Source organism: Amycolatopsis sp. NPDC114503 (genome assembly GCF_055633655.1).
Window position 1 is genome coordinate 289,140 of record NZ_JBVKDT010000003.1, and the last position, 24,210, is coordinate 313,349.

Below are 24,210 nucleotides of genomic sequence, written 5' to 3' on the forward strand. Positions count from 1 at the left end.
TCGCCGCGACTGCCTGTCCCGGACCGTCACCCCTGCGCCAGTCCCGCGTGCCCTTCCCGCAGCGCTCGCTTCACGATCTTCCCGCTCGGGTTCTTCGGCAGCGCGTCCACGAACACCACGTACTTCGGGCACTTGTACCCGGCCAGGTGCTCGCGGGCATGCGCCAGGACTTCGGCCTCGGTGAGCGTGACGCCCTCGCGCGGCACGACCGCCGCGGTGACCGCCTCGATCCAGTGCGGGTGCGCGACCCCGAACACCGCGACCTCGGCGATCCCGTCGAGCAGGTACAGCGCTTCCTCGACCTCGCGGCTCGCGACGTTCTCGCCGCCAGTCTTGATCATGTCCTTCTTCCGGTCCACCACCGACAGGTAGCCCTCGTCGTCGAGCACTCCGAGGTCACCCGAGTGGAACCAGCCGCCCTCGAAGGCCGCCGCGGTTTTCTCCTCGTCCTCGTAGTAGCCGAGCGTCGCATGTGGACTGCGGTGCACGATTTCGCCGACCTCGCCGGGCGGAAGTTCACGGCCGTCCTCGTCGACGATCCGGGTCTCTACGTTGATCGACGCCCGGCCCGCCGAACCCGCCTTCGCGAGCTGTTCGTGCGGACGCAGAATCGTGGCCAGCGGAGCCATTTCGGTCTGGCCGTAGAAGTTCCACAACTGCACGTCCGGCAGCCGGCGCGAGAGTTCGCGCAGCACTTCGACGGGCATCGGCGACGCGCCGTAGTAACCCTTCCGCAGACTGGACAGGTCCGTCGTGTCGAACGCCGGATGCCGGAGCAGCGAGATCCACACCGTCGGCGGCGCGAACAGTTTCGTCGCGCGTTCGCGTTCCACCGCGGCCAGCAGCGCCGCCGGATCCGGGCCGGGCAGGATCACGCTCGTCGCGCCGACGTAGACGTCGACCGAGAGGAAGCAGTCCAGCTGTGCGCAGTGGTAGAGCGGCAGCGAATGCACCTCGATGTCGTCGACGGTCATGCTGCCGTCGATCGCGCACGACACGTATTGGGCGATGAGCGACCGGCTCGACAGCAGCACGCCCTTCGGCCGCGATTCGGTGCCGGAGGTGTACATCAGCCGCAGCGGATCGTCGTCCGCCACGAGCACCGCCGGGGCGGTTTCGTCCCCGGGCTGGTCGATCCAGTCCGCGACGCTCTCCCAGTCGCCGGTGCCACCGATCCTCCCGCGCAGGACGTCGGTGCGACCTGAGCGCTTCACCGCCTCGGCCGCAGTGTCGAGCAGCGCGTCCTCGGCGATCAGGCCCGACACTCCCGCGTGGCCCAGGATGAACGCGACCTCCTCCGCGCCGAGCATGAAGTTCACCGGCACCAGCACCACGCCCAGCTTGGCCGTGGCGAAGACCAGCACCGCGTACTCCCAGCAGTTGCGGCTGAGCAGCGCGAGCCGGTCCCCCTTCGCGAGGCCGCGTTCGGCGAGCCGGTGCGCGCAGCGGTTGACCGCCGCGTCGAATTCGCGGTAGGTCGCCCGTCGTTCGCCGGAGACGATCGCGAGCTTGTCCGGGAGGCGCAACGCGGTGCGCCGCAGGAGATCCCCGACGGAATGCTGGCGGGCGTGCTGGATCGCTTCCGCCGTTTCGGCGCTGAACGGGCTCGGCATAGCCGGAGTCTCATCCACCGGCGCGGCGTGCGCAAGCAGGACCGGCGACGCCCTCGGCAGGCTTTCCGGCACATCTGGGGAGAGCCGAGCGGACGAGACCGACGCTCGCCCCGAGCGGCGAGCGTTATCTCAAGTGGACAGACGACCAGTCGAGGATTCTCGCAATGCCGGTCCGTCCTGAGCGCTCAGCCCTGCACGGAGCCGCCGGCCGAGGCCGACCCGGTGACGTTCCCGGATCCGTCGCTCGCGGTGTGCACGGGCTCCTTGCCGTCCAGCACCGAATACATCTCGACGTGGCCGCTCGCGTCGGAATAGGTGATCTCCCGCGTCCACTGGTGCGGTTTCCCGTCCGCAAGCACGGTGATCGATTGCCGCCACGGCATCTTCACCGAGCCGGTTTCCTTGGCAGCGCCGTCCAGAGCGACCACTGGGACCGGTCCCGGCTCAGCCGTCCTTCGCCCACACCCGCACGGCCACCGCGACCGCGATCCCGACGACGCCCAGCACGATCCCCGCGACCAGCAACCCGGAAGCGATCAGCCCGAGCGCGGCCACCGCGAACAACCCGAACTCCAGGAAAAACCGCGTCGGCTCGGGGCTGCGCCGCTTGGCTCGAGGCGCGATCACGAGCCCCCAGATCACCGCAGCCAGGGCCGGCCACAGCACCGCGGCCAGAATGTCCAGGAACACGTTCCCGCCGAGCCGCGCACCGGCGACCGCGAGACCGGCGAGGAGCGCCAGCTCGGTCAGGAAGCGGATGACGAGCACCGCGCCGGGGAAACCGCGCAATTCGGGTCGAGTGGTGGTCACGGCAGGGAGCCTAACGGCCGGGCCCGCGCTCCGTGCGCGGAGTCGCGAACCCGGCCGGAATCAGCGCCGGGCCACCATCCGGGACAGCGTCATCAGGATCGCCCCGAACACCAGCAGCGCCGCACCGAACACGGCGAGCCTCGGGGTGCTCACCCCGGTTTTCGCCAACGCCTGCTGCTTCGGCTGGGAAGCTTCCGGCGCGGAGGTCTGCGTCGGCTGGCTGGCGGTGACCTTTTCCGGAGCCTTCGGCGTCACCTTCGCGACTTGGTGGACGCTGGCGGTGAGCGAATCGGCGTGCTTGGCGTCCGACAGCGACCCCGGCGGATTCGCCTGCTTGCCGCCCGCCCAGACGAGACCGCTGATGTCCTTCTTCGGCGTGGCCGAAGAAGTCGACGACGGCGGTTTGGTGGCAGAGGAGGTCGAAGTCGCCGGGCTGCTGGACGTCGTCGGGCTCGTCTTCGTGGTCGTCGTCGGCGACGTGGTGGGCGAGCTAGTCGGCGTCTTGGTCGGAGTCTTGGTCGCCGAGGAGTTCGGCGGCGCGCTCGTGGTCGGCGTGGACGACGTCGGCGGCTTCGTCGACGTGGTCGGCTTCGGCGGAGCCGGGGCCTCGCTCTTCGGAGCCTCGCCGCCGGCGAACTTGATCAACTGCTCCATCGAACCGTTGAACGAGTCCTGGTCGCCGGGCTTGTTGCCGGAGTCCGAGTACTGCCAGACCGTGTAGTACCGCCAGCCCGAGGGCAGCGGACCCGCGCTCTGCGCGTACCGGGCGATGAACAGCGGATGCGTGTCGCCGAACGCGTTCGAGTTGCCGGTGCAGGTCTTCCACCAGTCGGTGGTGGTGTAAAGCATCGGCCAGCGCGACGTTTTCGCGTGCAGCCGCTCGGAGAACGACCGCACCCACGACACCATCGCCGACTGCGACAGGCCGAAGCAGGTCGAGCCGTACGGGTTGTATTCGATGTCCAGCATCGGCGGCATGGTGCGGCCGTCCGCGGACCAGCCGCCGCCGTGCGCGACGAAGTAGTCCGCCTGCGTCGCGCCGTCGGACACGTCCGGACGCGCGAAGTGGTACGCGCCGCGGATCATCCCGACGTCGTAAGAGCCGTTGTACTGCTGCGCGAAATACGGGTTTCGGTACCCCGTGCCTTCGGTCGCCTTGACATACGCGAAGCGCGCGCCCGCGTTCCAGGCGCCCTTCCAGTCCACATTGCCCTGGTGCCCGGACACATCCATGCCCGGCACCTCGGCAGATGCCGCCGCCGCCTGGGGCGCGTGCAGCAGCCCCAATGCTCCGACCGCAGCTACCGCTGCCGCCGCGACGACCGCACCCGCCCGAGCCGCTATCCGCCCGGAGCCCGTCATCCTCTACTCCCTCTTCTTTTCCCGCCCTGGGAGCGCTCCGGCCGTCCGCCTCTCTTCCCCAAGAGCGGAACCGGATCACCTGGGCGAGCCCCAGTGTGTGTGACACGCGGGGCGCCTGTAAACCACTGGGAGTGATGTGACGCGTGGTACACAAGAGGTTTTCCGAGGTCACCGGGGGTACGGCCAGTCCGGGCCGGGACGAAACTCACCCACCCCGGGTCACTGTCGGCAGCGAGCCCGGCACTCGTCGCAGCGGGTAATCGGGCTGCTCAGGCCGGACAACGCAGCCCGGGAAGCCGGACCCCGCGGCAGGAAAGAGCGGCCCCGGGAAGCCGGACGGGCCGACCGGAAGAGCGGCCCCGAGACGTCGGACGGCGCGGCCGGAGAGAACAACCCGCGACGCCGGACACCGGGACCGGAAAACCACCCCGCGACGCCGGACAACCCGACCGGAAGGACAACCCCGGAACCCGCACGGCGCAGCCGGAAAGAGCAACCCCAGAGGCCGAACGCGACACCCGTGTCCGTCGCTTGGCCCTCGCACAAGGGCCGAAGGTAGGTCTCCCCACCCCGCCGGAAACTCGCCCGGCCCGCGCGACACGCCCGGCCCGGCGATCCGTTCACGAACAACTCCCCCGCGCCGGAAACCCTTGCCCGCACTGCGGAAACCGGCCGCTACCAGCGCTTTCCGCCCGGACGCCGGTAATCGCCCGGCCACACAGCGTCAACCAGCCCGACGTCTTCGCAACATCTTGGCAACCGGCTTGACACCGGCTGTGGTCCGGACCACCCTGCAGGACATTGGTCTACACCATTTGTCATTCAGCCCCGGTCGCCGACGACCGGGCACCGAAAGGACGAAACACGTGAAGCGCTGGCTCAAGCTGGCGGCGGGAGCCGCCGCCATCACGCTCGCCACGGCCGGGTGTGCCGGCTCCGGCGGGAGTGACAACGCCTCGAGCGCTGGGGGCGCGCAGGGTGGCAAGCTGACGGTCTGGCTGATGACCGGCTCCGCGCCGGACAGCCTGACCGCCGCCCTGAACAAGGAATTCGAGGCCGCCCACCCCGGCGTCAAGGTCGACTACCAGATCCAGCAGTGGAACGGCATCCAGCAGAAGCTGACCACCGCGCTGGCGAGCGACACGCCTCCGGACGTCATCGAGGTCGGCAACACCCAGACCCCCGCGTTCGCCGCGCAGGGCGTGCTGGCCGACCTCTCCGGCGACGTCAACAACCTCAACGGCGGGCAGTGGCTCGCCGGGCTCAAGGCGTCCGGCGAGTACGACGGCAAAACCGTCGGCGTGCCGTTCTACGCCGCGAACCGCGTCGTGATGTACCGCAAGGACATGTTCGAGCAGGCCGGCATCGCCCAGCCGCCGGCCTCGAACGACGAATGGCTCGCGGACATCGCGAAGCTGAAGACGAAGTTCGGCAGCGACTCGCAGTTCCAGCCGCTCTACATGCCGGGCCAGAACTGGTACGCGCTGTCGTCGTTCATCTGGGACAACGGCGGCGACATCGCCAAGGGCGAGGGCAAGTCCTTCAAGTCGGCGCTCAACACGCCGGAAGCCAAGGCGGGCCTCGACTTCTACAAGAAGCTCGTGGACTCCTCCGGCACCACCGCGCCCAAGGACAACGACGAGGCCACGCCGCAGCAGGCGGGCATCTACGCCGCGGGCAAGGTCGCCATGTTCATCGGCACCCCGAACGAAGTGGCGACCGCGGCCAAGACCGACCCGGGCATCACCGCCAAGACCGGCGCGTTCCCGATCCCGTCGAAGACCGCGGGCAAGGGCGCGCCGGTGTTCCTCGGCGGCTCGAACCTGGTCGTCCCGCTCAACAGCAAGCACCAGGACCTCGCCAAGGACTACCTGAAGCTGCTGACCAGCACCAAGTACATGACGCAGCTCGCCGCCGGCGGCTACGTGCCGGGCACCTCCACCGACCTCAGCGCGCTCGACAAGGACCCGCTGGGCTCGGTGATGGCGAAGGCGTCGAAGAACGGCCACGCGATGCCGGCCAGCCCGAAGTGGGGCGAGGTCGAATCCGGCCAGAACCCGCTGAAGGACATGCTGACCGCTTACCTGACCGGGAAGAAGACCCTGGACCAGGCCGCGGCCGACGCGAACACAGCCCTCGACAAGATCATCGGCGGATGACCGCGACGAAGGACAAGCCGATGCCGGCGGGGGCGACCCCGCCGGCATCGGCGCACGTCGGGGCGGCGCGGCGGCGCGGCACCGGGTGGTTCAGCGAGCGGCTCATGCCGTACCTGCTGATCCTGCCCGCGCTCGCCGCCGTGCTGGTGCTGCTCGGCTGGCCCACCATTCAGATGCTCGGCATCAGCCTCCGCCAGCTCGACCTGCGCGAGCTGGTGACCGGCAAGATGGTGTGGATCGGCTTCAAGAACTACACCGACGTGCTGTCCGACCCCGAGTTCTGGGCAGTCACGATCCGCACGGTCGTCTTCACCGGCGCGGTGGTCGCCGCGACGCTGCTCGTGGCACTGCTGATCGCGGTGCTGATGCGCCACCTCAACCCGGTGCTGCGGATCTTCGTGCAGGTTTCGCTGGTGCTCGCGTGGGCGGTGCCGGTCATCGCCACCACCACGGTGTTCCAGTGGATCTTCGACCAGCAGTACGGCATCCTCAACAAGACGCTGGACCGGCTGGGCTTCCATTCGTTCATCGGGTACTCGTGGTTCTCCACCGGCACGAGCACGCTCGTCGTGATCGGGCTGCTGGTGCTCTGGCAGGCCGTGCCGTTCGTCGCGTTCACGATCTACGCGGGTCTGATCGGCGTGCCGCGCGAGCAGTACGAGGCGGCGGGCATCGACGGCGCCGGGCCGTGGCAGACGTTCTGCGCGGTCAGCTGGCCCGCCGTCCGGCCGATCCTGACCATGGTGACGTTCCTGTCGATCCTGTGGGACTTCAACATGTTCGCCCAGGTGTGGGCCATCCGCCAGGGCGGCCCGGACGGAGCGAGCACGACGCTGGCGATCCTGCAGTACCTCAAGGGCATCGCGGGCAGCCACTTCGGCTCCGCCTCGGCCATCGCCACCATCATGCTGGTGCTGCTCCTGCTGGTCACCGGCCGGTACGTGCAGCTGCTGGTCCGGACCAAGGACGGGGAGATCGCATGAGGAAGTCCCTGCCCGCCCGGGTGCTGGTGTCGGTCGCCGGCGTGCTCGTGGCGCTGCTGTTCCTCTTCCCGACGTACTGGATGTTCACCACGTCGCTGAAGACGCCGGGCGACGTGCTGTCGCCGAAGTACGACCTGATCCCGACCTCGGCGACGCTGTCGAACTTCGCGTCGGCGCTGACCAAGCCCGGGTTCGTCACGTACCTGAGCAACAGCCTGATCGTGACGCTCGGCGCGGTGCTGGCCGCGCTGATCGTGGGCGTGCTGGCGGCGATCCCGCTGGCGCGCTTCCGTTTCCGCGGCCGCAAGGGGTTCCTGCTGCTGATCCTGGTCGCGCAGCTGGCCCCGCTGTCGGCGCTGTTCATCCCGATGTACCTGCTGATGCGCGACACCGGGCTGCTGAACACGCTGCCGTCGCTGCTGCTGATGTACTTCGCGACGTCGCTGCCGTTCACCGTGTGGATGCTCTACGGGTTCGTCAACGGCATCCCGTACGACCTCGAAGAGGCCGCGATGATCGACGGCTGCAGCCGGGTCGGCGCGTTCCGCCGGGTCACGCTGCCGCTGCTCGGACCGGGCCTCGTGACCACGTCGGTGTTCAGCTTCATCACGGCGTGGAACGAATTCCTGTTCGCCCTGGTGTTCATGCGCGACCAGTCGAAGCAGACGCTGCCGGTGTGGCTGTCGTCGTTCAAGACGGCGTTCTCGATCGACTGGGGCGGCGTGATGGCCGCGTCGGTGATCTACGCGATCCCCGCGGTGATCTTCTTCCTGATCGTGCAACGGAAACTCGTGTCCGGCATGACCGCCGGCGCGGTGAAGGGATGACGGTGGCTGACCTGTCCGAAACCCGGCGGCTGGCCGAAGCCGTTCTGCTGCCCGGATTCGCCGGCACGACGGCGCCGGACTGGGTGCGCCGCCGGCTCGCCGAGGGCCTCGGCGGCGTGATCCTGTTCGGCCGCAACGTGGTCGACGACGAACAGGTCGCCGCGCTCACGTCCGCGCTGCGGTCCGAGCGGGACGACGTGGTCGTCGGGATCGACGAGGAAGGCGGCGACGTCACCCGCCTCGACGTCGGCAAGGGTTCGTTCGTGCCCGGCCCGCTCGCTCTGGGCGCGGCCGGGGATCCGGAGCTGACCGCGTCCGTCGCGGCCGCGCTCGGCGAACGGCTCGCGGCCTGCGGGGTCACGGTCAACCTCGCGCCGTGCGCGGATCTCACGCTCGCCGCGGAGGACCCGGGCATCGGCGTGCGGGCGTTCGGCTCGGATCCGGTGGCGGCTTCGCCTCACGTCGCGGCGTTCGTGACCGGCATGCAGAGGTACGGCGTCGCCGCGTGCGCGAAGCACTTCCCCGGGCACGGCGCGGCGACCGAGGATTCGCACCTCTCCCTGCCCGTGCTGCCGAGGACCGCGGCCGAGCTCCGGGAAGTCGAACTGGTCCCGTTCGCCGCGGCGATCGAGGCGGGCGTCCGGACGGTCATGTCCGGGCACCTCGTGGTCCGGGAATGGGGCGAGGAACCGGCGACGTTCAACCGGACCGCGCTCGTCGACGTGCTGCGCGGCGAACTGGGGTTCACGGGGGCAGTCATCACGGACGCGTTGGAGATGGGGGCCGTCTCCGGGGCGTACGGACGGCACGACGGGATCGGCGAGGCTTCGGTCCGGGCTCTCCTGGGCGGCGCTGACGCGCTTTGCCTCGGCGGGGCCCCGTTCGACGCCGAGACGCTGGACCGGACCGCGGAGGCGATCGTCGCGGCGGTGACCGAGGGGCGGCTTTCCTTGGAGCGGCTGGCTGACGCCGCTGCCCGGACCGCTTCGCTGGGCACTTCCCCCGCTCCGGCGACGGTGCAGCCGGTGGACTACTCGCTCGGTCTGTCCGCCGCGCGGGCCGCTTTGCGGATCACCGGTACGCCGCAGTTGACGGGCCCGTCGCTGGTGGTGGACGTGCAGACCGAACCGGGTATCGCCGCCGGGCCGATGCCGTGGGGGCTTGGAGCGCATCTGGCGGAACTGGTTCCGGGCACTCGGACGCTGTCGGTCTCCCCCGACGACGTCTCGACCGTCTTGGCGGAGGCTTCGTCGGTCGAGAGCGTCGTGGTGGTGACCCGGGAAGCGCACCGGCATCCGGCGGTGCGGGAGTTCCTGGCCGGTTTGTCCACTGTGGACTACATCCGGGTCGAAACGGGGGTTCCCGGGCCGGAAACCGGCACGGGGCCGCGAATCGACACGTTCAGCGGTTCCTACGTGAGCCTGCGGGCCGCAGCGGAGTACCTGGCTCGCACCTGAGACCGTCTGTGAGGGGAACCCTGAGGGACTCTGATTCCTTCAGGGTTCCCTTCACAGACCGAAACCAGGCAGTTCACCTTCGCGGCAGGGCTTCCGGGCAGAGGGCGAGCTCGGCCCAGACGGTCTTCCCTCCGGGCCGGGGCGTCTGGCCCCAGCGATCCGCGATGGCGTCGATCAGGGCCAACCCGCGTCCCCCGCCGAGGTATCCCTCCCGTCTCCGGGCGAGGTCCGGGAGAGAGTCGGAAACCTCGAGCAGGATCCGGTCTCCGCGCAACGACAGGATCAGCTCGCACGGCGGGCGGGCGTGCCGCAGCGCGTTGCAGGCCATCTCGTCGAGGACCAGGCGAACATCGGCCACGGCGTCCGCCTCCGCGTGCGGGAGATGACGGCGCACGAACGCCGCGGCCCGGTCCCGGATCCGGCGCAACCTCGTGAAATCCTGATCCAGCGCCAAACGCAGACGCGCTCCTCCCGGGAGCAAGCGACTGTGCTGAATGTCGTCGGCACTCACGCTCGACCTCCTCCTCGGCCCGCCTCGCGTCCGCTCGCGAAGACGAAGCCCGACGCTGCTCCCCGTGCCGCAGCTGCTTGCCCGAGAATAGTTGATACCCGCGGTCAGAGGCGACAAACCAGAACTGCGACAAGGGAGACCGAGATCGGCCCTCGCCGCGACGAAGGCCCGGCACCGAACGCGCGGCGCCTGGTTTGGCAGCCGTCGGCACGGGTAACCCCCGGCTCGTCTCATCGTCCGGATCGCTTTTCCCGAACGTCGGAGGAGAAAGAGGTAATCGAGATGAGCGACACCGCTCGCAACAAGGCCGAAGAGATCAAGGGAAAGGCCAAGGAAGCGCTCGGCAACGCCACCGGGAACGAGCAGTGGCAGGCCGAGGGGAAAGCAGAGCAGGCGAAGGGCGCCCTCAAGCAGGCGGGGGAAAAGGTCAAAGACGCCGTCAAAGGCGTGAAAGACTGACCTCGCGGACGGAACGGCGGCCGGGACTTCGGTTCCGGCCGCCGCTTTGTCGCGACCCGGGCGCGGCATCCCTCCCCGACCGGCTCCTCCCGCCGACACGATGAAGCGTCGGCCTGCCGGTCCGGTTTCGCGGGCCGGTAAAGTTCGGCGGTGCTGCCAGGTGGCGGCAGGGAAAAGGAGGCCGCGGTGACGGACGCCGGCACGAGGGACGCCGAAGACTGGGAGGCCGACCGGATCGCGTTCTGCGCGGAACCGGCCGTCGACGGCTGGGCCCGGAGCGGCGTGACCGCCGAGGGGCCGCTGGCGCGGCAGTTCGGCACGCTCGCGGTCCTCCTGCTCGACGCGGACTCCCTGCACGAAGCGATGGAACGCGTGGTGTCCGCCGCGCTGCGGATCGTCCCGGAGGCCGATCTGGCCAGCATCACCCTGCGCTCGGCCGACGGCGGATTCCACACCCCGGTCTGCACGGACCCGGCCGCCGAGGAACTGGACCGGATCCAGTACCAGACCGGCGAAGGGCCGTGCCTGGAGGCGGCCCTGCAGGGACGGCCGGGGCACGCGCTGGCCAACAACCTCCCGCGCTCGGAGGCGTTCCCCGAATTCGGCAGGCGCGCCGGGCAGTTCGGGTTCGGCTCCCTGCTGGCCGCGACGCTGCTGCCGGATCTCAAATCCGACCTGCCGCCCGGCGCGATCAACCTCTACAGCCGCCAGGCCGGGGTCTTCGACGACGACGCCGTCGACAACGCGCTCGTCCTGGCCTCGCACGCGTCGCTCGCCCTCGCCGGATCGGCCGCGCACACCGCCGCCGCGCTCAAGGAAATCCATCTCAAGCGCGCCGTCGACAGCAGGGACCTGATCGGCCAGGCCAAGGGAATCCTGATGAACCGCCGCGGGATCTCGGCCGACGCGGCGTTCGACATCCTGCGGCGCACGTCGCAGGACCTCAACGTCAAGCTCGTCGACCTCGCCCACACCGTGACCCAGCGGCACCAGGAACTCGACGTCTGAATCCGTCCAGGTTGCGTGAATTCCTGACGAACGGGTAGCCGATCACCAGGGTTGGGTCTCCGGCGCGCAGGAGATCAGGCTCCAGGCTCCGCCGGTCAAGACCCGAAGCCGGCGGAGCCGCCCGGCCGGTCCGGCGCAGCCATCCTCGATCTGCCGCAGAAGCGCGGCACGCCGGGACCGCGGCGTTTGCTCCCCCGGACAGCCGGGTAGCCGGAGAACTCGGCAAGACATCGCGGACACCCGAGGAAAGGCGCCATGGCTGCTGCAGCGCATTACGTCGAGGTCAACGCTCCCGCCCAGGCCTGCTACGACTGGTGGCGGCTGCTGACCCGGCTGCCGGAAGTGTTCTCCGACGTCCGATCGGTCGAGGCGGTGGACAGTGACGCGACGCGCACCCGCTGGAAGGTCGACGGACCGGCGGGGTCCACAGTGGAATGGGAGGCCCGGATCGCCGAGGACGCGCCGCCGCGCAAGATCGCCTGGACCACTGCGGACGACGCGGACCCGGACGTGCGCAACTCCGGCGTCGTCCGATTCGACGACAAGGGCGACGGACGCACCGGCGTCGAGATCTCTCTCGAATACCAGCCCCCGGCGGGCAAACTGGGAGAAGCGGTCGCGTTGCTGCTGGCCGACCCGCAGAAGAAGGTCGAGCGGGCCGCCGAGCAGTTCCGCACCGTCATCGAAGCCCGCTGACGGTTTCCGCCGCGCCGACAGCCGGATGGGCACGGGAGTGACCGTGGCTTTCCTCAAGAGACGCCGATGGCGTGGCCTGGTGGCACAGGCGCTCATCTTGGCGGTTTGGTGGGCCGTCTACACCTTCGTGCTCCGACCCTTGCTGCCGAACGGGGACGTCCTGGGCATAGCGATCGTCATCGTGCTGTCGCTGGGCATCCTGGCCGTTCCGATTCTCGCTGGGAGCCGTCGCCGCTGACCGCCCGCCACCATGTCCATGCAAGGGAACCTGGGAGCGCGAGCATGTTCGACGGCTTCACCACCACGACCGTGGACGGTGCCGGTTGCCCCGTTTTCGTACGACACGCGGGCAGCGGCCCGCCGGTCCTGCTGCTGCACGGGCATCCTCGCACTTCCGCGACCTGGCATTGGGTGGCACCCAGGTTGGTCGAGCGCGGATTCACTGCCGTCTGCGCCGATCTCCCCGGATACGGCCGGTCCGGGAAGCCGGAACCCGCCGAAGACCACGAGCCGCATTCCAAACGGGCAAGCGCACGTCGGCTGCTGGCAGTGATGCACGCGCTCGGCCACGAACGGTTCTCGGTGGTCGGACACGACCGGGGCAGCTACCTCGCCCTCCGCATGGCCCTCGACCACCCGGACCGGGTGCGCAGAGCGGTGCTGGCCGACTGCCTCCCGATCAGCGAGCACCTCGGCCGGATCACCCCGCAGTTCGCGACCGCGTGGTGGCACTGGTTTTTCTTCGCCCAGCCCGAAACCCCGGAACGCGTGATCAACGCCGACCCCGACTCGTGGTACCGCGGCGACCCGGAAAAGATGGGCCGCGAAAACCACGCCGAGTGGCGCGCGGCGATACGGAACCCGGAGGTGGTCCGCGGCATGCTCGAGGACTACCGAGCCGGTCTCACCGTCGACTATCGAGACGAACTCGCCGACCGCGCCGCCGGTCGCATGCTCGAGCAGCCGGTGTTAGTCCTGTGGTCGCTGCGCGACGATTTGGAAGCCCTCTACGGCGATCCCCTGCGAATCTGGCGGGAATGGGCCGAGGACGTACGCGGACACGGCATCGACTCAGGTCACCACATGGCCGAAGTCGCACCCGAGCAGGTCTCGGCCGCCGTCGCGGACTTCCTCGAACCGCTCAAAACGGAGTGAGACCTAGTGGCTGCTCGCGACCCCTGCGCTTTTCTTGGCGCTGCTGCCGGGATTCTAGTTCATCTTCACTGAATCTTACAGCCAGGCCGCGATCGAAAGTCTCCTCGCGTCCGTTGCTACGCCCGCGACGACCCCATCAACAAATTCGAAAATGCGCTGCCGTCGCCTTGCGGAGGTGCGATCAAATGCCAACATCGAAGAAGTCCACATGGTGGCCGATCGCACTGCTCACAGCTCGCAGCCGTCGCAGTGTGGATAGCCGTGTCCGTGCCGGGAGCAGAATTTATGCAGTATGTCTCGATAGGATTTTTCGCCGCCGCAGCCGCCCAGGCGGCAAGTTCCTTCTTCAGAAGAGAGAACGATTAGGCCGACGGCACATCCGGCGGCACTCGACACGAGCGTTGACCGGGGTGAGCCGGTCAGACGTTCCCCGCTCCGTTCCGCATCAGCCGCCATCAGTAATCTCTGACGAGCCCCCGTGCTGAACACGGATATTTCAAGATGCCCGCCGCCCCCGTCAGCGCCGGGGAACACTACCGCCGTCCGGTAGGCCCGCGCCCCCAGCGAATCGCAGAACCTCGGGCACGGCGAACTCCTGCACGTCAAACCGGATCAGACCGTGACGCGCCGGATCGTGCTCGGCCAGCCGCCCAGGAAGCTGCTCGGCCTCGGCGACCACGCTGCCGCGCCCAACAAGGGCAGTGACCCGCCGCGTCCATTCGCCTGACCACGCTCACGCGTCTCCGGCAGTCAGAACGCGGGTGAACGCGACCCGGTCCAGCCCAGGCCCGTCGTAGTCCGGCAGCACCTCGGAAACCTCGAACCCGAGCCGGGCGTGATAAGCACGCGAAGCGGTGTTCTGCGGGCTCGTGATGCACTTCACCTTCCGCACCCCCGCTTCCCGCACCTGGCCGAAGAACCACTCGTACAACGACCGTCCGATCCCCTGCCCGTGCAGCTCCGGGTCGACGCCGACGAAGTGGATGTAAGCGGTGTCCGGGTCGGTCTGCGAGACGAAGCCGATCAGGAACGCCGCCAGCGTCCCGTCCGGACGTTCGGCCAGGCGGCTGGTCGTGGTGAAGTGCTGGAAGTACAAGCGCGGCACCAGCAACGCCCGCTCCCTCGCACCGGCTTCGCCCTTCAAGCCGCCCCACCACGGGCCCAGCGCGGCAAGCACGCGCGCGTGGTCGTCTTCGGTCGGCTGGCGGAAAGTCAGGTCGGCGCTCATGCCCCGAGCCTCTCGTTTCCGCGCCCGCCAAGCAACCTGGTTACCGGCGCGGGTCGACGTGGATCTTCGGCGGTCCCGCCGGACGCTCCCCGCCGAGAACCGCCGCGACCTCGTCCAGCCCGACCGTCGCCGCCACCAGCGGTCGCGGATCGACTTCGCCGGACGCGTAGGCGTCGATCGCCTGTGCCAATCCCGGCGACCCGCTCAGCACGCCGATCGCGGTGACGTCCTTCAACGCCAACGTCCGCGTGTCGAGCAGGCTCGGGCGTCCGGACAGTCCGATGCAGACGATCCGGCCGGAAGGCTCGACCACCTCGGCCGCGAGGGCCGGAGCCGCGGGATCACCGGTCGCGTCGACCACCGCGTCGAACGGTGGCGACGGAACGCTCGTCCCCGCCGAGAAACCCAAGCCGCGAGCGAATTCCACCGACCACGGCGTCGCGCCCACCAGATGCACCTCGCTGCCCGCGGCCCGGAGGAACAGTGCGGTGAGCAACCCGATCGTCCCAGGTCCGAGAACCAGCACCCGCTCCCCCGCCGCCGCCCGCGCGGCGCGGCACGCGTTGCCGCCCGGTTCGACCAGTGCGCCGGCGACGGGATCCAGCGCGTCCGGCAGCTCGTGCAGCGAGCGCACCGGGACAGCTAGGCGTTCGGCCAGTGCTCCGGCCCGGCCGCCGCGGATGCCGACCTCCTGCCGGTTCTCGCACACGTGCTGATGGCCGCCTCGGCACCGCCGGCAGTCGCCGCAGCCGAGCATCGTGTCGCCGGTGACGCGGCGGCCGACCCACGCGGGGTGCACGCCGGGGCCCACCTCGGACACCGTGCCGCACCATTCGTGGCCGAGCCGCATCGGATACTGGGCGTGCCCGTCGGAGAGGTATTGCATCTCGCCGGTGAAGAACTCGACGTCGGTGCCGCACACCCCGGCCCGCTCCACGTCGACGACGACCTCGCCCACGCCGGCGACCGGCTCCGCCACCTCCGCCGGCCCGGCCTCCCCCGGTCCGGTCACCACGAACGCCCGCATGACCCGATCGTAGCGGCGTTCAGCCGGTCACGCGCTCGCGCAAGAAAGCCGCTGTCGCCGGATCGGCGGGGTAGAACGACTCGATCACCAGCTCGGCGACAGTCACGTCCAGCGGAGTCCCGAACGTCGCGACAGTGCTGAAGAACGTGAGCTCCAGATCCCCGTGCCGGTAGCGCAACGGCACGAAAATATCGCCCGGCCCGGGAATCTCCACCTCCGGGACCTCGTCGTCGCACGGATAGCCGCGCAGCTCCTCCAGCAGCTCCGCCAGCCCGGCGTCCGCGGTCTGCTCGACCTGACGCCGCAACCGGCCCAGCAGATGCGCCCGCCACTCCCCCAGGTTCAGCACCCGCGGGGCCATCCCGTCCGGGTGCAGCGTGGCGCGCAGGACGTTCACCGGCCCGGTCAGCAATTCCGGCGCGATGCCTTCGGTGAGCACGCCGAGGCTGAGGTTCGCGTCGACCAGATTCCAGCCGCGGTCGACCACCGCCGCCGGGTAGGGGTCGTGTCCGGCGAGGAGCCGCCGGACTGCCTCGCGGATCACGGTCATCTCCGGCGCTCCGATGTCGGACTCCCCGTAGGCCGGCGCGTAGCCCGCGGCGAGCAGCAGGCGGTTCCGTTCGCGCAGCGGGATGTCGAGGTGCTCGCCCAGCCGCAGCACCATGTCCCGGCTCGGCTTGGACCGGCCGGTTTCCACGAAGCTCAGGTGGCGCGTCGAGATGTCCGCCGAGATCGCGAGGTCGAGCTGGCTGATGCGGCGGCGGTCGCGCCATTCCCGGAGCAGTTCGCCGACCGGGGCCTTCACCGTAGTCGTCACCCGTCCGACGCTACGGCGTCGCCTTCCGGGAGACCATTACCCCCGAGGTAACGGCGCGTGCACCACCAGCGCCTCGGAGAGCGGTTTGCGGTCGAGGTCGGGCACCTCGCAGTCCGGCGCGGGATAGCCGACCGGGAAGAGGATGTAGGGCCGTTCGGTGACCGGGCGCTCGAAGACCTCGTTGAGGAAGCCCATCGGGTTCGGGGTGTGGGTGAGCGTCGCCAGTCCCATCGCGTGCAGCGCGGTGATGAACATGCCGCACGCGATGCCGACGCTTTCGTTGACGTAGTAGTTCTTCCGCAGCGAACCGTCCGGCAGCGGCGTGCTCTTCTGCGCGAACGCGACCACCAGCCACGGCGCGACCTCGAGGAATTCCTTGTGCTCGTCGGTTTCGAGCCGGGCGAGCGCCGCGTGCCAGTCCGGCGCGTTGCGCTCCCGGTAGAACTTCCGCTCTTCGACCTCGGCCGCCTCGCGCACGGCGCGTTTCACGTCCGGGTCCGCGGTCGCGACGAACGTCCACGGCTGGTGGTGCGCCCCGCTCGGCGCGGTGTTCGCGATCCGCACCGCGGTCTCGATCGCTTCGAGCGGCACCGGGTCCGGGGAGAACCAGCGGACCGACCGGCGCCGGTCGAGCAGCCGGTACAGCTCCTGCCCGCGCGCGAGGCTCTCCTCCGGGGACAGCCGGGGCGGCGCGTACGGGACGAACGGGTGCTGGTGCCGGGTCATGCTCCGACCCTGCCGCGTCGGCGGTCATCGGTCCAGTTCACATTTCTGGTGAAGGACATAAGCTGGACTCATGTCTCCCTCGTTGCGCCAGCTCGAGTATCTGGTCGCGGTCGCGGACACCGGCGGCCTCACCTCGGCCGCGGACAGCTGTCACGTGTCGCAGTCGGCGGTGTCGCTGGCGATCGCTTCGCTGGAACGGACTTTGGGGGTGCAGCTCATCCTGCGCGGCCCCGGCCGGACGACCGCGCTGACCGACGCCGGCCGCCAGGTCGTCGGCGAGGCCCGCGCGGTGCTCACGTCGGTCGCCGAACTCGGCACCGCCGCCCGCGACTACGGACAAGACCTCGCCGGACGCCTGAGTTTCGGCTGCTACACGCCCCTCGCGCCGCTGCACGTGCCCGCCGCGCTGGCGACCTTCCGCGCCCAGCACCCGGAAGTCGACGTCACGTTCGTCGAAGGCACGCTGCCGGACCTGCAGCACCTCCTGCTGGAGGGCCGCTGCGACCTGGCCGTGCTGTACCGGCAAGACCTGGTGCCGGGGATCGCGGTGGACAAGCTGTACGACCAGCCGCCGAGCGTTTTGCTCCCGGCGGACCATCCCCTGGCGCGCCGCAAGACGGTTTCGTTGCGCGCGTTGGCCGACGAGCCGTTCATCCTGCTGGACGTACCGCCGTCGGAACGCTATTTCCGCGACGTCTTCGCCTCGATCGGCCTGCCGATGCCGGTCGCGCACCGTACGACGAGCTTCGAACTCGCACGGGCGTTGGTCGCCCGAGGACTGGGTTACACGCTGTCGGTGCAACGCCCGCCATTGGAACTTTCCGTCGAGGGCACGCCCTTCGCCGTACGGCCGCTGCGCGAGCGGGTCCCGACGACGCCGGTTGTGCTGGCCCGCGCGGAGGGCGCCCGGCTGACCCGGCGAGCCGAAACGTTCCGGACCTTCTGCCGGGAGTTCTTCGGCGCTAGAGCGTGATGCCGCGCGGTTCGCGTCCGAGAAGTTCGGCCAGCACCGGACTCGTCTCGGCGAAGTGGCCTTGACGGGCCGCCTGGAAGAACGCGAGCTTCATCCGCGCGACCTCCTCCGGCTCGCCCGCGACCCACTCCTCGTCCTCCCCCACCACGCGTTCGACCGCATGCCCGCTGACCCGCGACGCAAGCTCGGCCACCTCGTCGAACGTCACCGCCTGCCCCGCGGTCAGCGTCACCGGCCCGTCGAACGCCCTGTCCCCGGCCAGAATGACCGCGGCCGCTTCGGCGGCATCGGCCCGATCGGTCCAGGAAACCGGTCCGTCCGCCGGGGCCTTGATCACCCCGTCCTCCCGCCAGTTCCCCAGCAGCCAACCGAGGCTGTGCGCGTAGAACCCGTTGCGCAGCGCCGTCCACGCGACCCCGGACTCGGCGAGAATCCGCTCGGTCGCCGCGTGCTCCGGGCCCGGCGGAAAAGGAGTGTCCATCCGGGAATTCTGATGACTGGTGTACAGAATCCGTTGCGCCCCAGCCGCTACCGCAGCCTCGATGCCCGCACGATGTAAGCTGACCCCGTCCGCGTGCGGATCATTCGAGGAAACCAGCAGCACCTTTGCGGCTCCCTCAAAGGACTTCCGCAGCGCCGTCGGGTCTTCGTAGGAACCTTGCCGCACCCGCACGCCCCGGTCCGCGAAGTGCCGCGCCTTGGCGACATCCCGCACGCTGACGCCGATCTCCTCCGCCGGGATGCGCTCGAGAAGGTGCTCCACCGTCGCCCCGTTGAGCGCGCCGGTTGCCCCCGTGATCACGATCATGCCCGAATCTCCTTCTGTCCCAGCAACGGCAGCAGGATGTCGTCCACGAGATGCCGCAGAAACGGCTCGTCGCACGGCTGCCCGGCGAAGACGATCCGGTGCACGATCACCGCCGGTGCGACCTCGGTGAACAGCTCCGCCGCGGCAGGCGCTATGTCCTTGCCCCACAACGACTCCGCCATCGCCTTGCCGTCCCGGCGCAGAATCCGGCGCATCTCGCCGGCGAGCCGCTGATCGCCGCGCATGCCCGCGAACAGCGCGCCCAGCACCCCGATCTCCTGCTCGGCGATCTCCCGCGCCAGCCACCGCACGACGGCCAGCAGGTTCGACCGCAGCCCGCCGGACCCGGCGACGGGCGGAGCCGATGCCTGCCGTTGCTCCACCGCCGCCGCGACGAGCGCCGCTTTGTCGCGGTATCGCCGGTAAATCGTCGTCTTCGCAACGCCGGCACGGGCCGCGACCGCCTCGACAGACAGCTGGTCGTAGCCGACCTCGGTCAGCAACGCCAAAGCCGCGTCGTGAATCGCGACGTCCCTACGGGCGTCGCGCGGCCTGCCCACGCCTGAGGCTTCCATCGGCCCTCTTTCCGATACGCTACCGTTTCGTATCGAAACTACACCCGAGCCGAGTCGGTCGTCAACGGGGCCACGGCAGGACGGTCAGCTCCGGCCATTGTTCCTGCCAGCGGCGGGCTTTCGCCTCGTAACTGCTCCGCGGCGCGTGACCGGGATTGGGCCGCACGACGAGGTTGAACATGTCGGCGAACCCGTGCGGCGCGTAGACCTGCCACTCCCCTTCTCGGTCCAGGCGAATCCCCAGACAAGACGTCGTGGACGGGAACGAATCGATGGCCGCCTCGGTGGACGGATACGGCGCGCAAGGGACACCGAAGCGATCCTCGTACCAGAGGTGCACCCGCGCCTCGTTGCGGATTTCCACCGTCGCCGGAAGATCCCCGAACCTCCGGGCGCCCTCCTCGATGACCACGTTCTCCGCATCCCAGCTGAGATCCGAATCGTCGAAATAGAACAGGTCGTAATCCTTGATGCCTTCGGCGGGCGGACGTCCGGTCACCACGTTCCACACGGTCTGGCACAGGCAGCCCGCGGTCAGGTACCAGCCGGGAAGATCCAGTTCCGCCGCTCGCGCCAGCACCTCCGGCACCAGGTCGTTGCGCGTCACGATCTCGCGGAATTTCTCGAGTTGCCTGTCGATCGCCAGACGGCCGTAGTCCATGCCCCGGTTTAGCACGGCGAACCGATTACCTCCCGCGTAATCGACCAGCCGCCGATCGTCGGCCAGGCTTGGCCCTACCGAAAACGGGACAACGCAAGGAGAATCCGCGATGACCACCACCGCACCGACCGCCACCGATCTCGCCCGCCGCTACCTCGACGTCTGGAACGAGACCGACCCGCAGCAGCGCCGCCGGCTCGTCTCGGAGGTCTTCGCCCCGGGCGCGACCTACACCGATCCCCTCGGCGCGGTCGCCGGGCAGGACGAGATCGACGGGTTCATCGGCGGCGCGCAGGCGCAGTTCGCCGGATTGGTCTTCAGCCTGCCCGCGGAGCCGGACGCGCACCACGATCTCGCGCGGTTCCAGTGGCATCTGTCGGCCCCGGGCAGCCCCGAGCCGATCGCGATCGGGTTCGACGTCGTGGAGATCGCCGACGGCCGGATCGCCAAGGTGCACGGCTTCCTGGACAAGATTCCGGGCTGACGCGCCGAAATCGCCGGGATGTGGTCTTGACCACAGGGTTCAGGTTCAGACCACCCGGGAGGTCTGAACCTCACCGGCGCCACGCCGGAAACGAAGGCGTGGCCCTCCCCACTCTGTCCGTACCCCGAGGGGCGCCTGAGAGTTTCACCCGCGTGGATACGCGGGCTTGCACCGTCGGCGGCACCGGCTGGTGGTCTCCTGCCGATGCGCTTTCCAGAGGCGTCTCGTCCGCGCGGTCCAGGGTGCCTGAGAGGTTCCGGGGAGGACTTGCTCCTTCGGCGCCGGTCCGGGGATGCCGGTCCGGTCTCTCCCGCGCGGGATCGTCGATCGCGCGCCCAGTCTAGCGCGGAGGAAGATCAGCCCGTGCGGCGGGCGTTGCGGCGCTGGGTCAGCTCGTCCGGCACGACGGCCTCGACGAGCCCGCCGTCGGCGCGCTCGGCCGGGAACTCGTGGATCGTGCCGCTGATCTCCTGCATCGCCCCGCTGACCGCGATGCCGAACACGCCCTGGCCGCCCTGGAGCAGATCCACGATCTCCTCCGGCGAGGTGCATTCGTACACCGTGGTGCCGTCGGAGAACAGCGTGACCTTCGCCAGGTCCCGCACCCCGCGCACGCGCAGGTGGTCCACCGCGACGCGGATGTTCTGCAGCGAGACCCCGGTGTCCAGCAGGCGTTTCACGACCTTGAGGACCAGGATGTCCTTGAACGAGTACAGCCGCTGCGACCCCGAACCGTGCGCCGTCCGGATGCTGGGCGCGACCAGCTTCGTGCGCGCCCAGTAGTCCAGCTGGCGGTAGGTGATCCCGGCGATCTGGCAGGCCGCGGGACCGCGGTAGCCGACCAGCTCGTCGGGCAGCGAGGCGTCGGGGAACAGCTCGCCCTGCTCGCCGTCGGCGACAGGTCCGGCGGGTATCTCCGGACGACCAGCCTCGACCACCGCAAGCCTCCCCTCGCCCGGCCTCGCGGCAGGGCGTTCGACAGGCCGGTCGAGCCCAGGATCGGGATCGGCCGGGGAAAACTGCCACGAGCGCGCCGGGTCGGCGAATCACATCGTGGCGATTTACCGCCTTTGACGGTAAGGCTGCGCCGCGAGCCGGTCAACGCGACGCGCGGCGGACCTCAAGGCCGTATCGAGGCTTTGGCCCGTTCGCCGTACGGATTGACGTTTTTTACTCACCCAAGTAACTTGTTACTCATGCAAGTAAACATCGACACGCAAGCCGAACTCGGCCTCAGCGTCACCGAGGCCACCACCCGGGCGCAGATCATCGGCGCGACCATCGCCACGATCGCCGACCACGGGTACGCGCGCACCACCTTCGCGCGCATCAAGGAGCGGGCCGGGCTCAGCAGCACCCGGCTGATCTCGTACCACTTCACCAACAAGGCCGGCCTCATGCAGGCGGTGCTGAGCACGGTGTCCGAGACCAAATCGGAATACCTGCGCGAGCGCAGCGCGGGCGTCGACCCGGCGGACCGGCCGGGGAACCTGCGCGCGTACATCGAAACGTCGGTCGCGTTCCTGCGCGACTACCCGCAATGCGAACGGGTGCTGGTCGAGATGGCCGCGCACGCCGACGACCGCGACGGCTGGGCGATGACCGGCGTCATGGTCGGGCAGCTGCGCACCGGAGCGCTGCAGCGGCAACTGGACCAGGGCCGCAAGGAGGGGGTGTTCGGCGACATCTCGCCGGAGATCGTGGCGCTGTCGATCGCGCAGGCCGTCGACGGGGTCGCGGCCGCCTACGCCGCCGACCCGACGATCGACCTGGACCGTTACGGCCGGGAGCTGGGCGACCTGTTCGCCCGCGCCACCGCACGATGAGCGCTTGCCCGGCGGGAAACCGCCGGGCGGGGGCTGTCAGGTGTCGGCGCCGCGGAAGTCTTCCGGGGACACGGAGTCGAGGAACTCGCGGAACTTCTCGACCTCGTCCTCCTGCTCGTCCGGGATGATCAGGCCGGCTTCTTCGAGCACCGCGTCGACCGCGTGGATCGGGACGCCGATCCGCAGCGCGAGCGCGACCGAATCGCTGGGACGGGCCGACACCCGGATGTCGCCGTCGAAGACCAGTTCGGCGAAGAACGTGCCTTCTTTGAGGTCGGTGATCACGACCTGCTCGAGCTCGCGGCCGAGCGCGCCGATGACCTCTTTGAGCAGATCGTGGGTGAGCGGCCGGGCGGGCCGGACGCCTTGCTGTTCCAGGGCGATCGCGGTGGCTTCGACCGAGCCGATCCAGATCGGCAGGTACCGCTCGCCCTCGGTCTCCCGCAGCAACAAGATCGGCTGATTGGCGGGCAGTTCGACCCGCACTCCGACGACGCGCATCTCGCTCATCGGGCTTCGCCTCCCTCTCGTGCACACGGGCCGCAGCGCTGGCGACGGCTGACGACCGTTGTCTCCGACGCTACCCGTCATCCGGGCGCTGTGCTCGCTCGCAGCGGACATTCTCGGTTCGTGGTCTCGCGAACCGTCTCTCACGGTACGGCATCCCGGCGCTGAGGTTCAGTCATTGACAAGTGACGGAAACTGCGCGCCGGGCATAAGAGCGTCAATCGCCGGCGACGCCGCGGATGCCGGCTTTGACGAGCAAGGTGTGCAGCGTGACCGACAGCGCGGCCAGTTCGCGCACGACCTCGTCCGCGCGGGCTTTCGCGTCCGCGTCACGATGCCGGTACGCCGGGGTCACGATCTGCTCCAGCAGGCCGACTTCGCGGTCGGCCGCGGCGCGGAACGCGCGCAGATGCCGGGGTTCGAGGCCGAATTCGGTCATCGCCTTGACGGTGCGGGCGATCAGCACCGATTCCGGGCCGAAAAAACCCGCCGCGCCGGGGCGCAGCAGGCCGTACTGGCACAGCTCGGCCAGCGTCGCGTCGTCGATTCCCGCTTGCTCCAGCAGGTCTTCCTGGGTGAGCCGGAGCTCCGGCCCGGTCTCGAAGTCCGCCGCCGCGGGCAGTCCGGCGGGATCGCTCCCGTCGCCGAGCGGCACGAGCCGCCGCGGCAGCTGGGGGGCCGCCGGGACCGGCGCGGGCGGTTGCGCACCCGCGTCGGCCGCGTCGAGCTGCTCCTTGATGACCTTCAGCGGGAGGTAGTGGTCGCGCTGCGCGGACAACACGTACCGCAGGCGTTCCACGTCCGCCGGCGCGAACTGCCGGTACCCCGAGGGCGTGCGGCCCGGGCGGACCAGGCCTTCCGCCTCGAGGAAACGGATCTTCGAAATCGTGACATCGGGGAAGTCCCCGCGCAGCTGCGCGAGCACCGCCCCGATGCTCAACCCGTCCCGCCGGGCCTCCTGACGACCGGGCTGCCCGGCCGCCGTCACTGTGCCCCCTGGCCCCCGTGCCCCGGGCCGGTCAGGAAGACCAGGCGGAACTTGCCGATCTGCACCTCGTCGCCGCCGGCGAGGACGGCCTGGTCGACCGGCTCGCGGTTGACGTAGGTGCCGTTGAGGCTGCCGACGTCGATCACGACGAACTCCCCGCCCTCGCGCCGGAATTCCGCGTGGCGGCGGGAAACCGTGACGTCGTCGAGGAAGATGTCGCTGTCGGGGTGCCGTCCCGCGCTGGTGGTGTCGCGGTCGAGCAGGAAGCGGGAGCCCGCGTTGGGCCCGCGCTTCACGACCAGGAGGGCGGAACCCGGCGGCAGGGCGTCGACGCCCTGCACCGGTGCCTCGGCGGCCGGTGCGGACTCCTGCTGGCCTTCCATGTCGGCCAGGAAATCGGCCCGGAAGACAGAGGTCCGCTCCGGAGACTGCTCCGGGGGAACGCCGGGCCCGTCGTTCGTGCTCACCTGAGCTCTCCTCTACGCATGAAGTGTTGCCGTCGACCAAGAACGTGTAGCTGTCAACGTACCGTGCCCGACCGGCCCGGAAC

Annotated in this window: 28 protein-coding genes and 1 riboswitch; of the genes, 12 read left to right on the forward strand and 16 right to left on the reverse strand. The window is 69.5% G+C overall.

The genetic code is table 11. The features are described from left to right. Window positions 1-26 precede the first annotated feature (26 nt). The 4 genes from ACZ7OI_RS14015 to ACZ7OI_RS14030 form a co-directional block, all read right to left on the reverse strand. On the reverse strand, window positions 27-1,613 hold the full coding sequence (locus ACZ7OI_RS14015) for an acyl-CoA synthetase (protein WP_470264572.1): 1,587 nt from the start codon (window positions 1,611-1,613) through the stop codon (window positions 27-29). A 185-nt stretch (window positions 1,614-1,798) separates the two neighbouring features. Next, on the reverse strand, window positions 1,799-2,041 hold the full coding sequence (locus tag ACZ7OI_RS14020) for a hypothetical protein (protein ID WP_470264573.1): 243 nt from the start codon (window positions 2,039-2,041) through the stop codon (window positions 1,799-1,801). A gap of 16 nt (window positions 2,042-2,057) precedes the next feature. Next, window positions 2,058-2,423 (reverse strand): YrdB family protein, encoded by a 366-nt coding sequence (locus ACZ7OI_RS14025; RefSeq protein ID WP_354734820.1) that lies wholly within the window; start codon window positions 2,421-2,423, stop codon window positions 2,058-2,060. Between the two features lie 60 nt (window positions 2,424-2,483). Next, window positions 2,484-3,785: a lysozyme gene (locus ACZ7OI_RS14030; protein ID WP_470264574.1), complete on the reverse strand. Its 1,302-nt coding sequence runs from the start codon at window positions 3,783-3,785 to the stop codon at window positions 2,484-2,486. A gap of 866 nt (window positions 3,786-4,651) precedes the next feature. Between ACZ7OI_RS14030 and ACZ7OI_RS14035 the strand changes: the two genes are divergently transcribed. From ACZ7OI_RS14035 to ACZ7OI_RS14050, 4 genes are read left to right on the forward strand one after another with little or no spacing between them, the layout of a single operon-like run. Then, a complete protein-coding gene (locus tag ACZ7OI_RS14035) occupies window positions 4,652-5,944 on the forward strand; it encodes a sugar ABC transporter substrate-binding protein (protein WP_470264575.1) in 1,293 nt (430 codons plus the stop codon). Continuing rightward, window positions 5,941-6,927 (forward strand): carbohydrate ABC transporter permease, encoded by a 987-nt coding sequence (locus ACZ7OI_RS14040; protein WP_470264576.1) that lies wholly within the window; start codon window positions 5,941-5,943, stop codon window positions 6,925-6,927. The genes ACZ7OI_RS14035 and ACZ7OI_RS14040 overlap by 4 nt, the downstream gene beginning before the upstream one ends. Next, complete coding sequence (locus ACZ7OI_RS14045; protein ID WP_470264577.1) at window positions 6,924-7,754, forward strand: carbohydrate ABC transporter permease; 831 nt, start codon at window positions 6,924-6,926, stop codon at window positions 7,752-7,754. Before ACZ7OI_RS14040 ends, ACZ7OI_RS14045 begins: the two co-directional genes overlap by 4 nt. Further along, complete coding sequence (locus ACZ7OI_RS14050; protein ID WP_470264578.1) at window positions 7,751-9,211, forward strand: glycoside hydrolase family 3 protein; 1,461 nt, start codon at window positions 7,751-7,753, stop codon at window positions 9,209-9,211. Before ACZ7OI_RS14045 ends, ACZ7OI_RS14050 begins: the two co-directional genes overlap by 4 nt. A gap of 73 nt (window positions 9,212-9,284) precedes the next feature. On the opposite strand, the gene ACZ7OI_RS14055 is transcribed toward ACZ7OI_RS14050, so the two are convergent. Further along, on the reverse strand, window positions 9,285-9,665 hold the full coding sequence (locus ACZ7OI_RS14055; protein WP_470264579.1) for an ATP-binding protein: 381 nt from the start codon (window positions 9,663-9,665) through the stop codon (window positions 9,285-9,287). 339 nt (window positions 9,666-10,004) lie between these two features. On the opposite strand from ACZ7OI_RS14055, the gene ACZ7OI_RS14060 reads away from it, so the two are divergent. From ACZ7OI_RS14060 to ACZ7OI_RS14080, 5 genes are all read left to right on the forward strand, one after another. Next, window positions 10,005-10,181, forward strand: coding sequence for a CsbD family protein (locus ACZ7OI_RS14060; protein WP_470264580.1), 177 nt, complete (start codon window positions 10,005-10,007; stop codon window positions 10,179-10,181). Window positions 10,182-10,367: 186 nt separating this feature from the next. Next, window positions 10,368-11,189 carry a GAF and ANTAR domain-containing protein gene (locus tag ACZ7OI_RS14065; RefSeq protein ID WP_470264581.1) on the forward strand — a complete coding sequence of 274 codons (822 nt, stop codon included), beginning with the start codon at window positions 10,368-10,370 and terminating at the stop codon, window positions 11,187-11,189. A gap of 255 nt (window positions 11,190-11,444) precedes the next feature. Further along, window positions 11,445-11,885 (forward strand): SRPBCC family protein, encoded by a 441-nt coding sequence (locus ACZ7OI_RS14070; protein ID WP_470264582.1) that lies wholly within the window; start codon window positions 11,445-11,447, stop codon window positions 11,883-11,885. Window positions 11,886-11,928: 43 nt separating this feature from the next. Then, window positions 11,929-12,123 (forward strand): hypothetical protein, encoded by a 195-nt coding sequence (locus ACZ7OI_RS14075; RefSeq protein WP_470264583.1) that lies wholly within the window; start codon window positions 11,929-11,931, stop codon window positions 12,121-12,123. A 44-nt stretch (window positions 12,124-12,167) separates the two neighbouring features. Beyond that, window positions 12,168-13,040: an alpha/beta fold hydrolase gene (locus ACZ7OI_RS14080; protein ID WP_470264584.1), complete on the forward strand. Its 873-nt coding sequence runs from the start codon at window positions 12,168-12,170 to the stop codon at window positions 13,038-13,040. A gap of 733 nt (window positions 13,041-13,773) precedes the next feature. Here ACZ7OI_RS14080 and ACZ7OI_RS14085 read toward each other — a convergent pair. Genes ACZ7OI_RS14085 through ACZ7OI_RS14100 form a run of 4 tightly spaced genes read right to left on the reverse strand, consistent with a single transcriptional unit; the run spans window position 13,774 to window position 16,838 of the window. Then, on the reverse strand, window positions 13,774-14,268 hold the full coding sequence (locus ACZ7OI_RS14085) for a GNAT family N-acetyltransferase (RefSeq protein ID WP_470264586.1): 495 nt from the start codon (window positions 14,266-14,268) through the stop codon (window positions 13,774-13,776). 40 nt (window positions 14,269-14,308) lie between these two features. Beyond that, on the reverse strand, window positions 14,309-15,295 hold the full coding sequence (locus tag ACZ7OI_RS14090; RefSeq protein ID WP_470264587.1) for a zinc-dependent alcohol dehydrogenase: 987 nt from the start codon (window positions 15,293-15,295) through the stop codon (window positions 14,309-14,311). A gap of 19 nt (window positions 15,296-15,314) precedes the next feature. Continuing rightward, a complete protein-coding gene (locus ACZ7OI_RS14095) occupies window positions 15,315-16,112 on the reverse strand; it encodes a helix-turn-helix domain-containing protein (protein WP_470264588.1) in 798 nt (265 codons plus the stop codon). A gap of 36 nt (window positions 16,113-16,148) precedes the next feature. Beyond that, a complete protein-coding gene (locus ACZ7OI_RS14100; RefSeq protein WP_470264589.1) occupies window positions 16,149-16,838 on the reverse strand; it encodes a nitroreductase family protein in 690 nt (229 codons plus the stop codon). Between the two features lie 70 nt (window positions 16,839-16,908). On the opposite strand from ACZ7OI_RS14100, the gene ACZ7OI_RS14105 reads away from it, so the two are divergent. Beyond that, window positions 16,909-17,811 (forward strand): LysR family transcriptional regulator, encoded by a 903-nt coding sequence (locus ACZ7OI_RS14105; protein WP_470264590.1) that lies wholly within the window; start codon window positions 16,909-16,911, stop codon window positions 17,809-17,811. On the opposite strand, the gene ACZ7OI_RS14110 is transcribed toward ACZ7OI_RS14105, so the two are convergent. The 3 genes from ACZ7OI_RS14110 to ACZ7OI_RS14120 form a co-directional block, all read right to left on the reverse strand. Continuing rightward, on the reverse strand, window positions 17,801-18,619 hold the full coding sequence (locus tag ACZ7OI_RS14110; RefSeq protein ID WP_470264591.1) for an NmrA family NAD(P)-binding protein: 819 nt from the start codon (window positions 18,617-18,619) through the stop codon (window positions 17,801-17,803). The two genes, ACZ7OI_RS14105 and ACZ7OI_RS14110, sit on opposite strands and share 11 nt — an antisense overlap. Beyond that, complete coding sequence (locus ACZ7OI_RS14115; RefSeq protein WP_470264592.1) at window positions 18,616-19,194, reverse strand: TetR/AcrR family transcriptional regulator; 579 nt, start codon at window positions 19,192-19,194, stop codon at window positions 18,616-18,618. Before ACZ7OI_RS14115 ends, ACZ7OI_RS14110 begins: the two co-directional genes overlap by 4 nt. Window positions 19,195-19,255: 61 nt before the next feature. Beyond that, the gene (locus tag ACZ7OI_RS14120) at window positions 19,256-19,855 is read right to left on the reverse strand and encodes a nucleotidyltransferase family protein (RefSeq protein ID WP_470264593.1); all 600 of its coding nucleotides are present in this window, start codon (window positions 19,853-19,855) and stop codon (window positions 19,256-19,258) included. Between the two features lie 109 nt (window positions 19,856-19,964). Between ACZ7OI_RS14120 and ACZ7OI_RS14125 the strand changes: the two genes are divergently transcribed. Further along, complete coding sequence (locus ACZ7OI_RS14125) at window positions 19,965-20,339, forward strand: nuclear transport factor 2 family protein (protein WP_470264594.1); 375 nt, start codon at window positions 19,965-19,967, stop codon at window positions 20,337-20,339. A gap of 223 nt (window positions 20,340-20,562) precedes the next feature. Next, window positions 20,563-20,662, reverse strand: a riboswitch (glycine riboswitch). A 33-nt stretch (window positions 20,663-20,695) separates the two neighbouring features. On the opposite strand, the gene ACZ7OI_RS14130 is transcribed toward ACZ7OI_RS14125, so the two are convergent. Further along, window positions 20,696-21,277 carry a MerR family transcriptional regulator gene (locus ACZ7OI_RS14130; RefSeq protein WP_009078853.1) on the reverse strand — a complete coding sequence of 194 codons (582 nt, stop codon included), beginning with the start codon at window positions 21,275-21,277 and terminating at the stop codon, window positions 20,696-20,698. Window positions 21,278-21,535: 258 nt separating this feature from the next. On the opposite strand from ACZ7OI_RS14130, the gene ACZ7OI_RS14135 reads away from it, so the two are divergent. After that, window positions 21,536-22,165 (forward strand): TetR/AcrR family transcriptional regulator, encoded by a 630-nt coding sequence (locus ACZ7OI_RS14135; protein WP_470264595.1) that lies wholly within the window; start codon window positions 21,536-21,538, stop codon window positions 22,163-22,165. A gap of 36 nt (window positions 22,166-22,201) precedes the next feature. Here ACZ7OI_RS14135 and ACZ7OI_RS14140 read toward each other — a convergent pair whose 3' ends face one another. The 3 genes from ACZ7OI_RS14140 to garA all read right to left on the reverse strand — a co-directional run bounded on the left by ACZ7OI_RS14140 (window position 22,202) and on the right by garA (window position 24,127). Further along, window positions 22,202-22,675 (reverse strand): bifunctional nuclease family protein, encoded by a 474-nt coding sequence (locus ACZ7OI_RS14140; RefSeq protein ID WP_009078856.1) that lies wholly within the window; start codon window positions 22,673-22,675, stop codon window positions 22,202-22,204. 214 nt (window positions 22,676-22,889) lie between these two features. Then, window positions 22,890-23,660 carry a transcriptional regulator FtsR gene (ftsR, locus tag ACZ7OI_RS14145; RefSeq protein WP_344275870.1) on the reverse strand — a complete coding sequence of 257 codons (771 nt, stop codon included), beginning with the start codon at window positions 23,658-23,660 and terminating at the stop codon, window positions 22,890-22,892. Then, window positions 23,657-24,127, reverse strand: coding sequence for a glycogen accumulation regulator GarA (gene garA, locus ACZ7OI_RS14150; protein ID WP_009078859.1), 471 nt, complete (start codon window positions 24,125-24,127; stop codon window positions 23,657-23,659). The genes ftsR and garA overlap by 4 nt, the downstream gene beginning before the upstream one ends. Window positions 24,128-24,210: the final 83 nt, after the last annotated feature.

Coding starts and splice junctions, on each gene's coding strand:
- ACZ7OI_RS14030 (WP_470264574.1), bottom strand. CDS start 3,785: ATGACGGGCTCCGGGCGGATAGCGGCTCGGGCGGGTGCGGTCGTCGCG.
- ACZ7OI_RS14060 (WP_470264580.1), top strand. CDS start 10,005: ATGAGCGACACCGCTCGCAACAAGGCCGAAGAGATCAAGGGAAAGGCC.
- ACZ7OI_RS14105 (WP_470264590.1), top strand. CDS start 16,909: ATGTCTCCCTCGTTGCGCCAGCTCGAGTATCTGGTCGCGGTCGCGGAC.
- ACZ7OI_RS14085 (WP_470264586.1), bottom strand. CDS start 14,268: ATGAGCGCCGACCTGACTTTCCGCCAGCCGACCGAAGACGACCACGCG.
- ACZ7OI_RS14120 (WP_470264593.1), bottom strand. CDS start 19,855: ATGGACTACGGCCGTCTGGCGATCGACAGGCAACTCGAGAAATTCCGC.
- ACZ7OI_RS14015 (WP_470264572.1), bottom strand. CDS start 1,613: ATGCCGAGCCCGTTCAGCGCCGAAACGGCGGAAGCGATCCAGCACGCC.
- ACZ7OI_RS14100 (WP_470264589.1), bottom strand. CDS start 16,838: ATGACCCGGCACCAGCACCCGTTCGTCCCGTACGCGCCGCCCCGGCTG.
- ACZ7OI_RS14070 (WP_470264582.1), top strand. CDS start 11,445: ATGGCTGCTGCAGCGCATTACGTCGAGGTCAACGCTCCCGCCCAGGCC.
- ACZ7OI_RS14040 (WP_470264576.1), top strand. CDS start 5,941: ATGACCGCGACGAAGGACAAGCCGATGCCGGCGGGGGCGACCCCGCCG.
- ACZ7OI_RS14045 (WP_470264577.1), top strand. CDS start 6,924: ATGAGGAAGTCCCTGCCCGCCCGGGTGCTGGTGTCGGTCGCCGGCGTG.
- ACZ7OI_RS14110 (WP_470264591.1), bottom strand. CDS start 18,619: ATGATCGTGATCACGGGGGCAACCGGCGCGCTCAACGGGGCGACGGTG.
- ACZ7OI_RS14050 (WP_470264578.1), top strand. CDS start 7,751: ATGACGGTGGCTGACCTGTCCGAAACCCGGCGGCTGGCCGAAGCCGTT.
- ACZ7OI_RS14080 (WP_470264584.1), top strand. CDS start 12,168: ATGTTCGACGGCTTCACCACCACGACCGTGGACGGTGCCGGTTGCCCC.
- ACZ7OI_RS14115 (WP_470264592.1), bottom strand. CDS start 19,194: ATGGAAGCCTCAGGCGTGGGCAGGCCGCGCGACGCCCGTAGGGACGTC.
- ACZ7OI_RS14140 (WP_009078856.1), bottom strand. CDS start 22,675: ATGAGCGAGATGCGCGTCGTCGGAGTGCGGGTCGAACTGCCCGCCAAT.
- ACZ7OI_RS14135 (WP_470264595.1), top strand. CDS start 21,536: ATGCAAGTAAACATCGACACGCAAGCCGAACTCGGCCTCAGCGTCACC.
- ACZ7OI_RS14090 (WP_470264587.1), bottom strand. CDS start 15,295: ATGCGGGCGTTCGTGGTGACCGGACCGGGGGAGGCCGGGCCGGCGGAG.
- ACZ7OI_RS14125 (WP_470264594.1), top strand. CDS start 19,965: ATGACCACCACCGCACCGACCGCCACCGATCTCGCCCGCCGCTACCTC.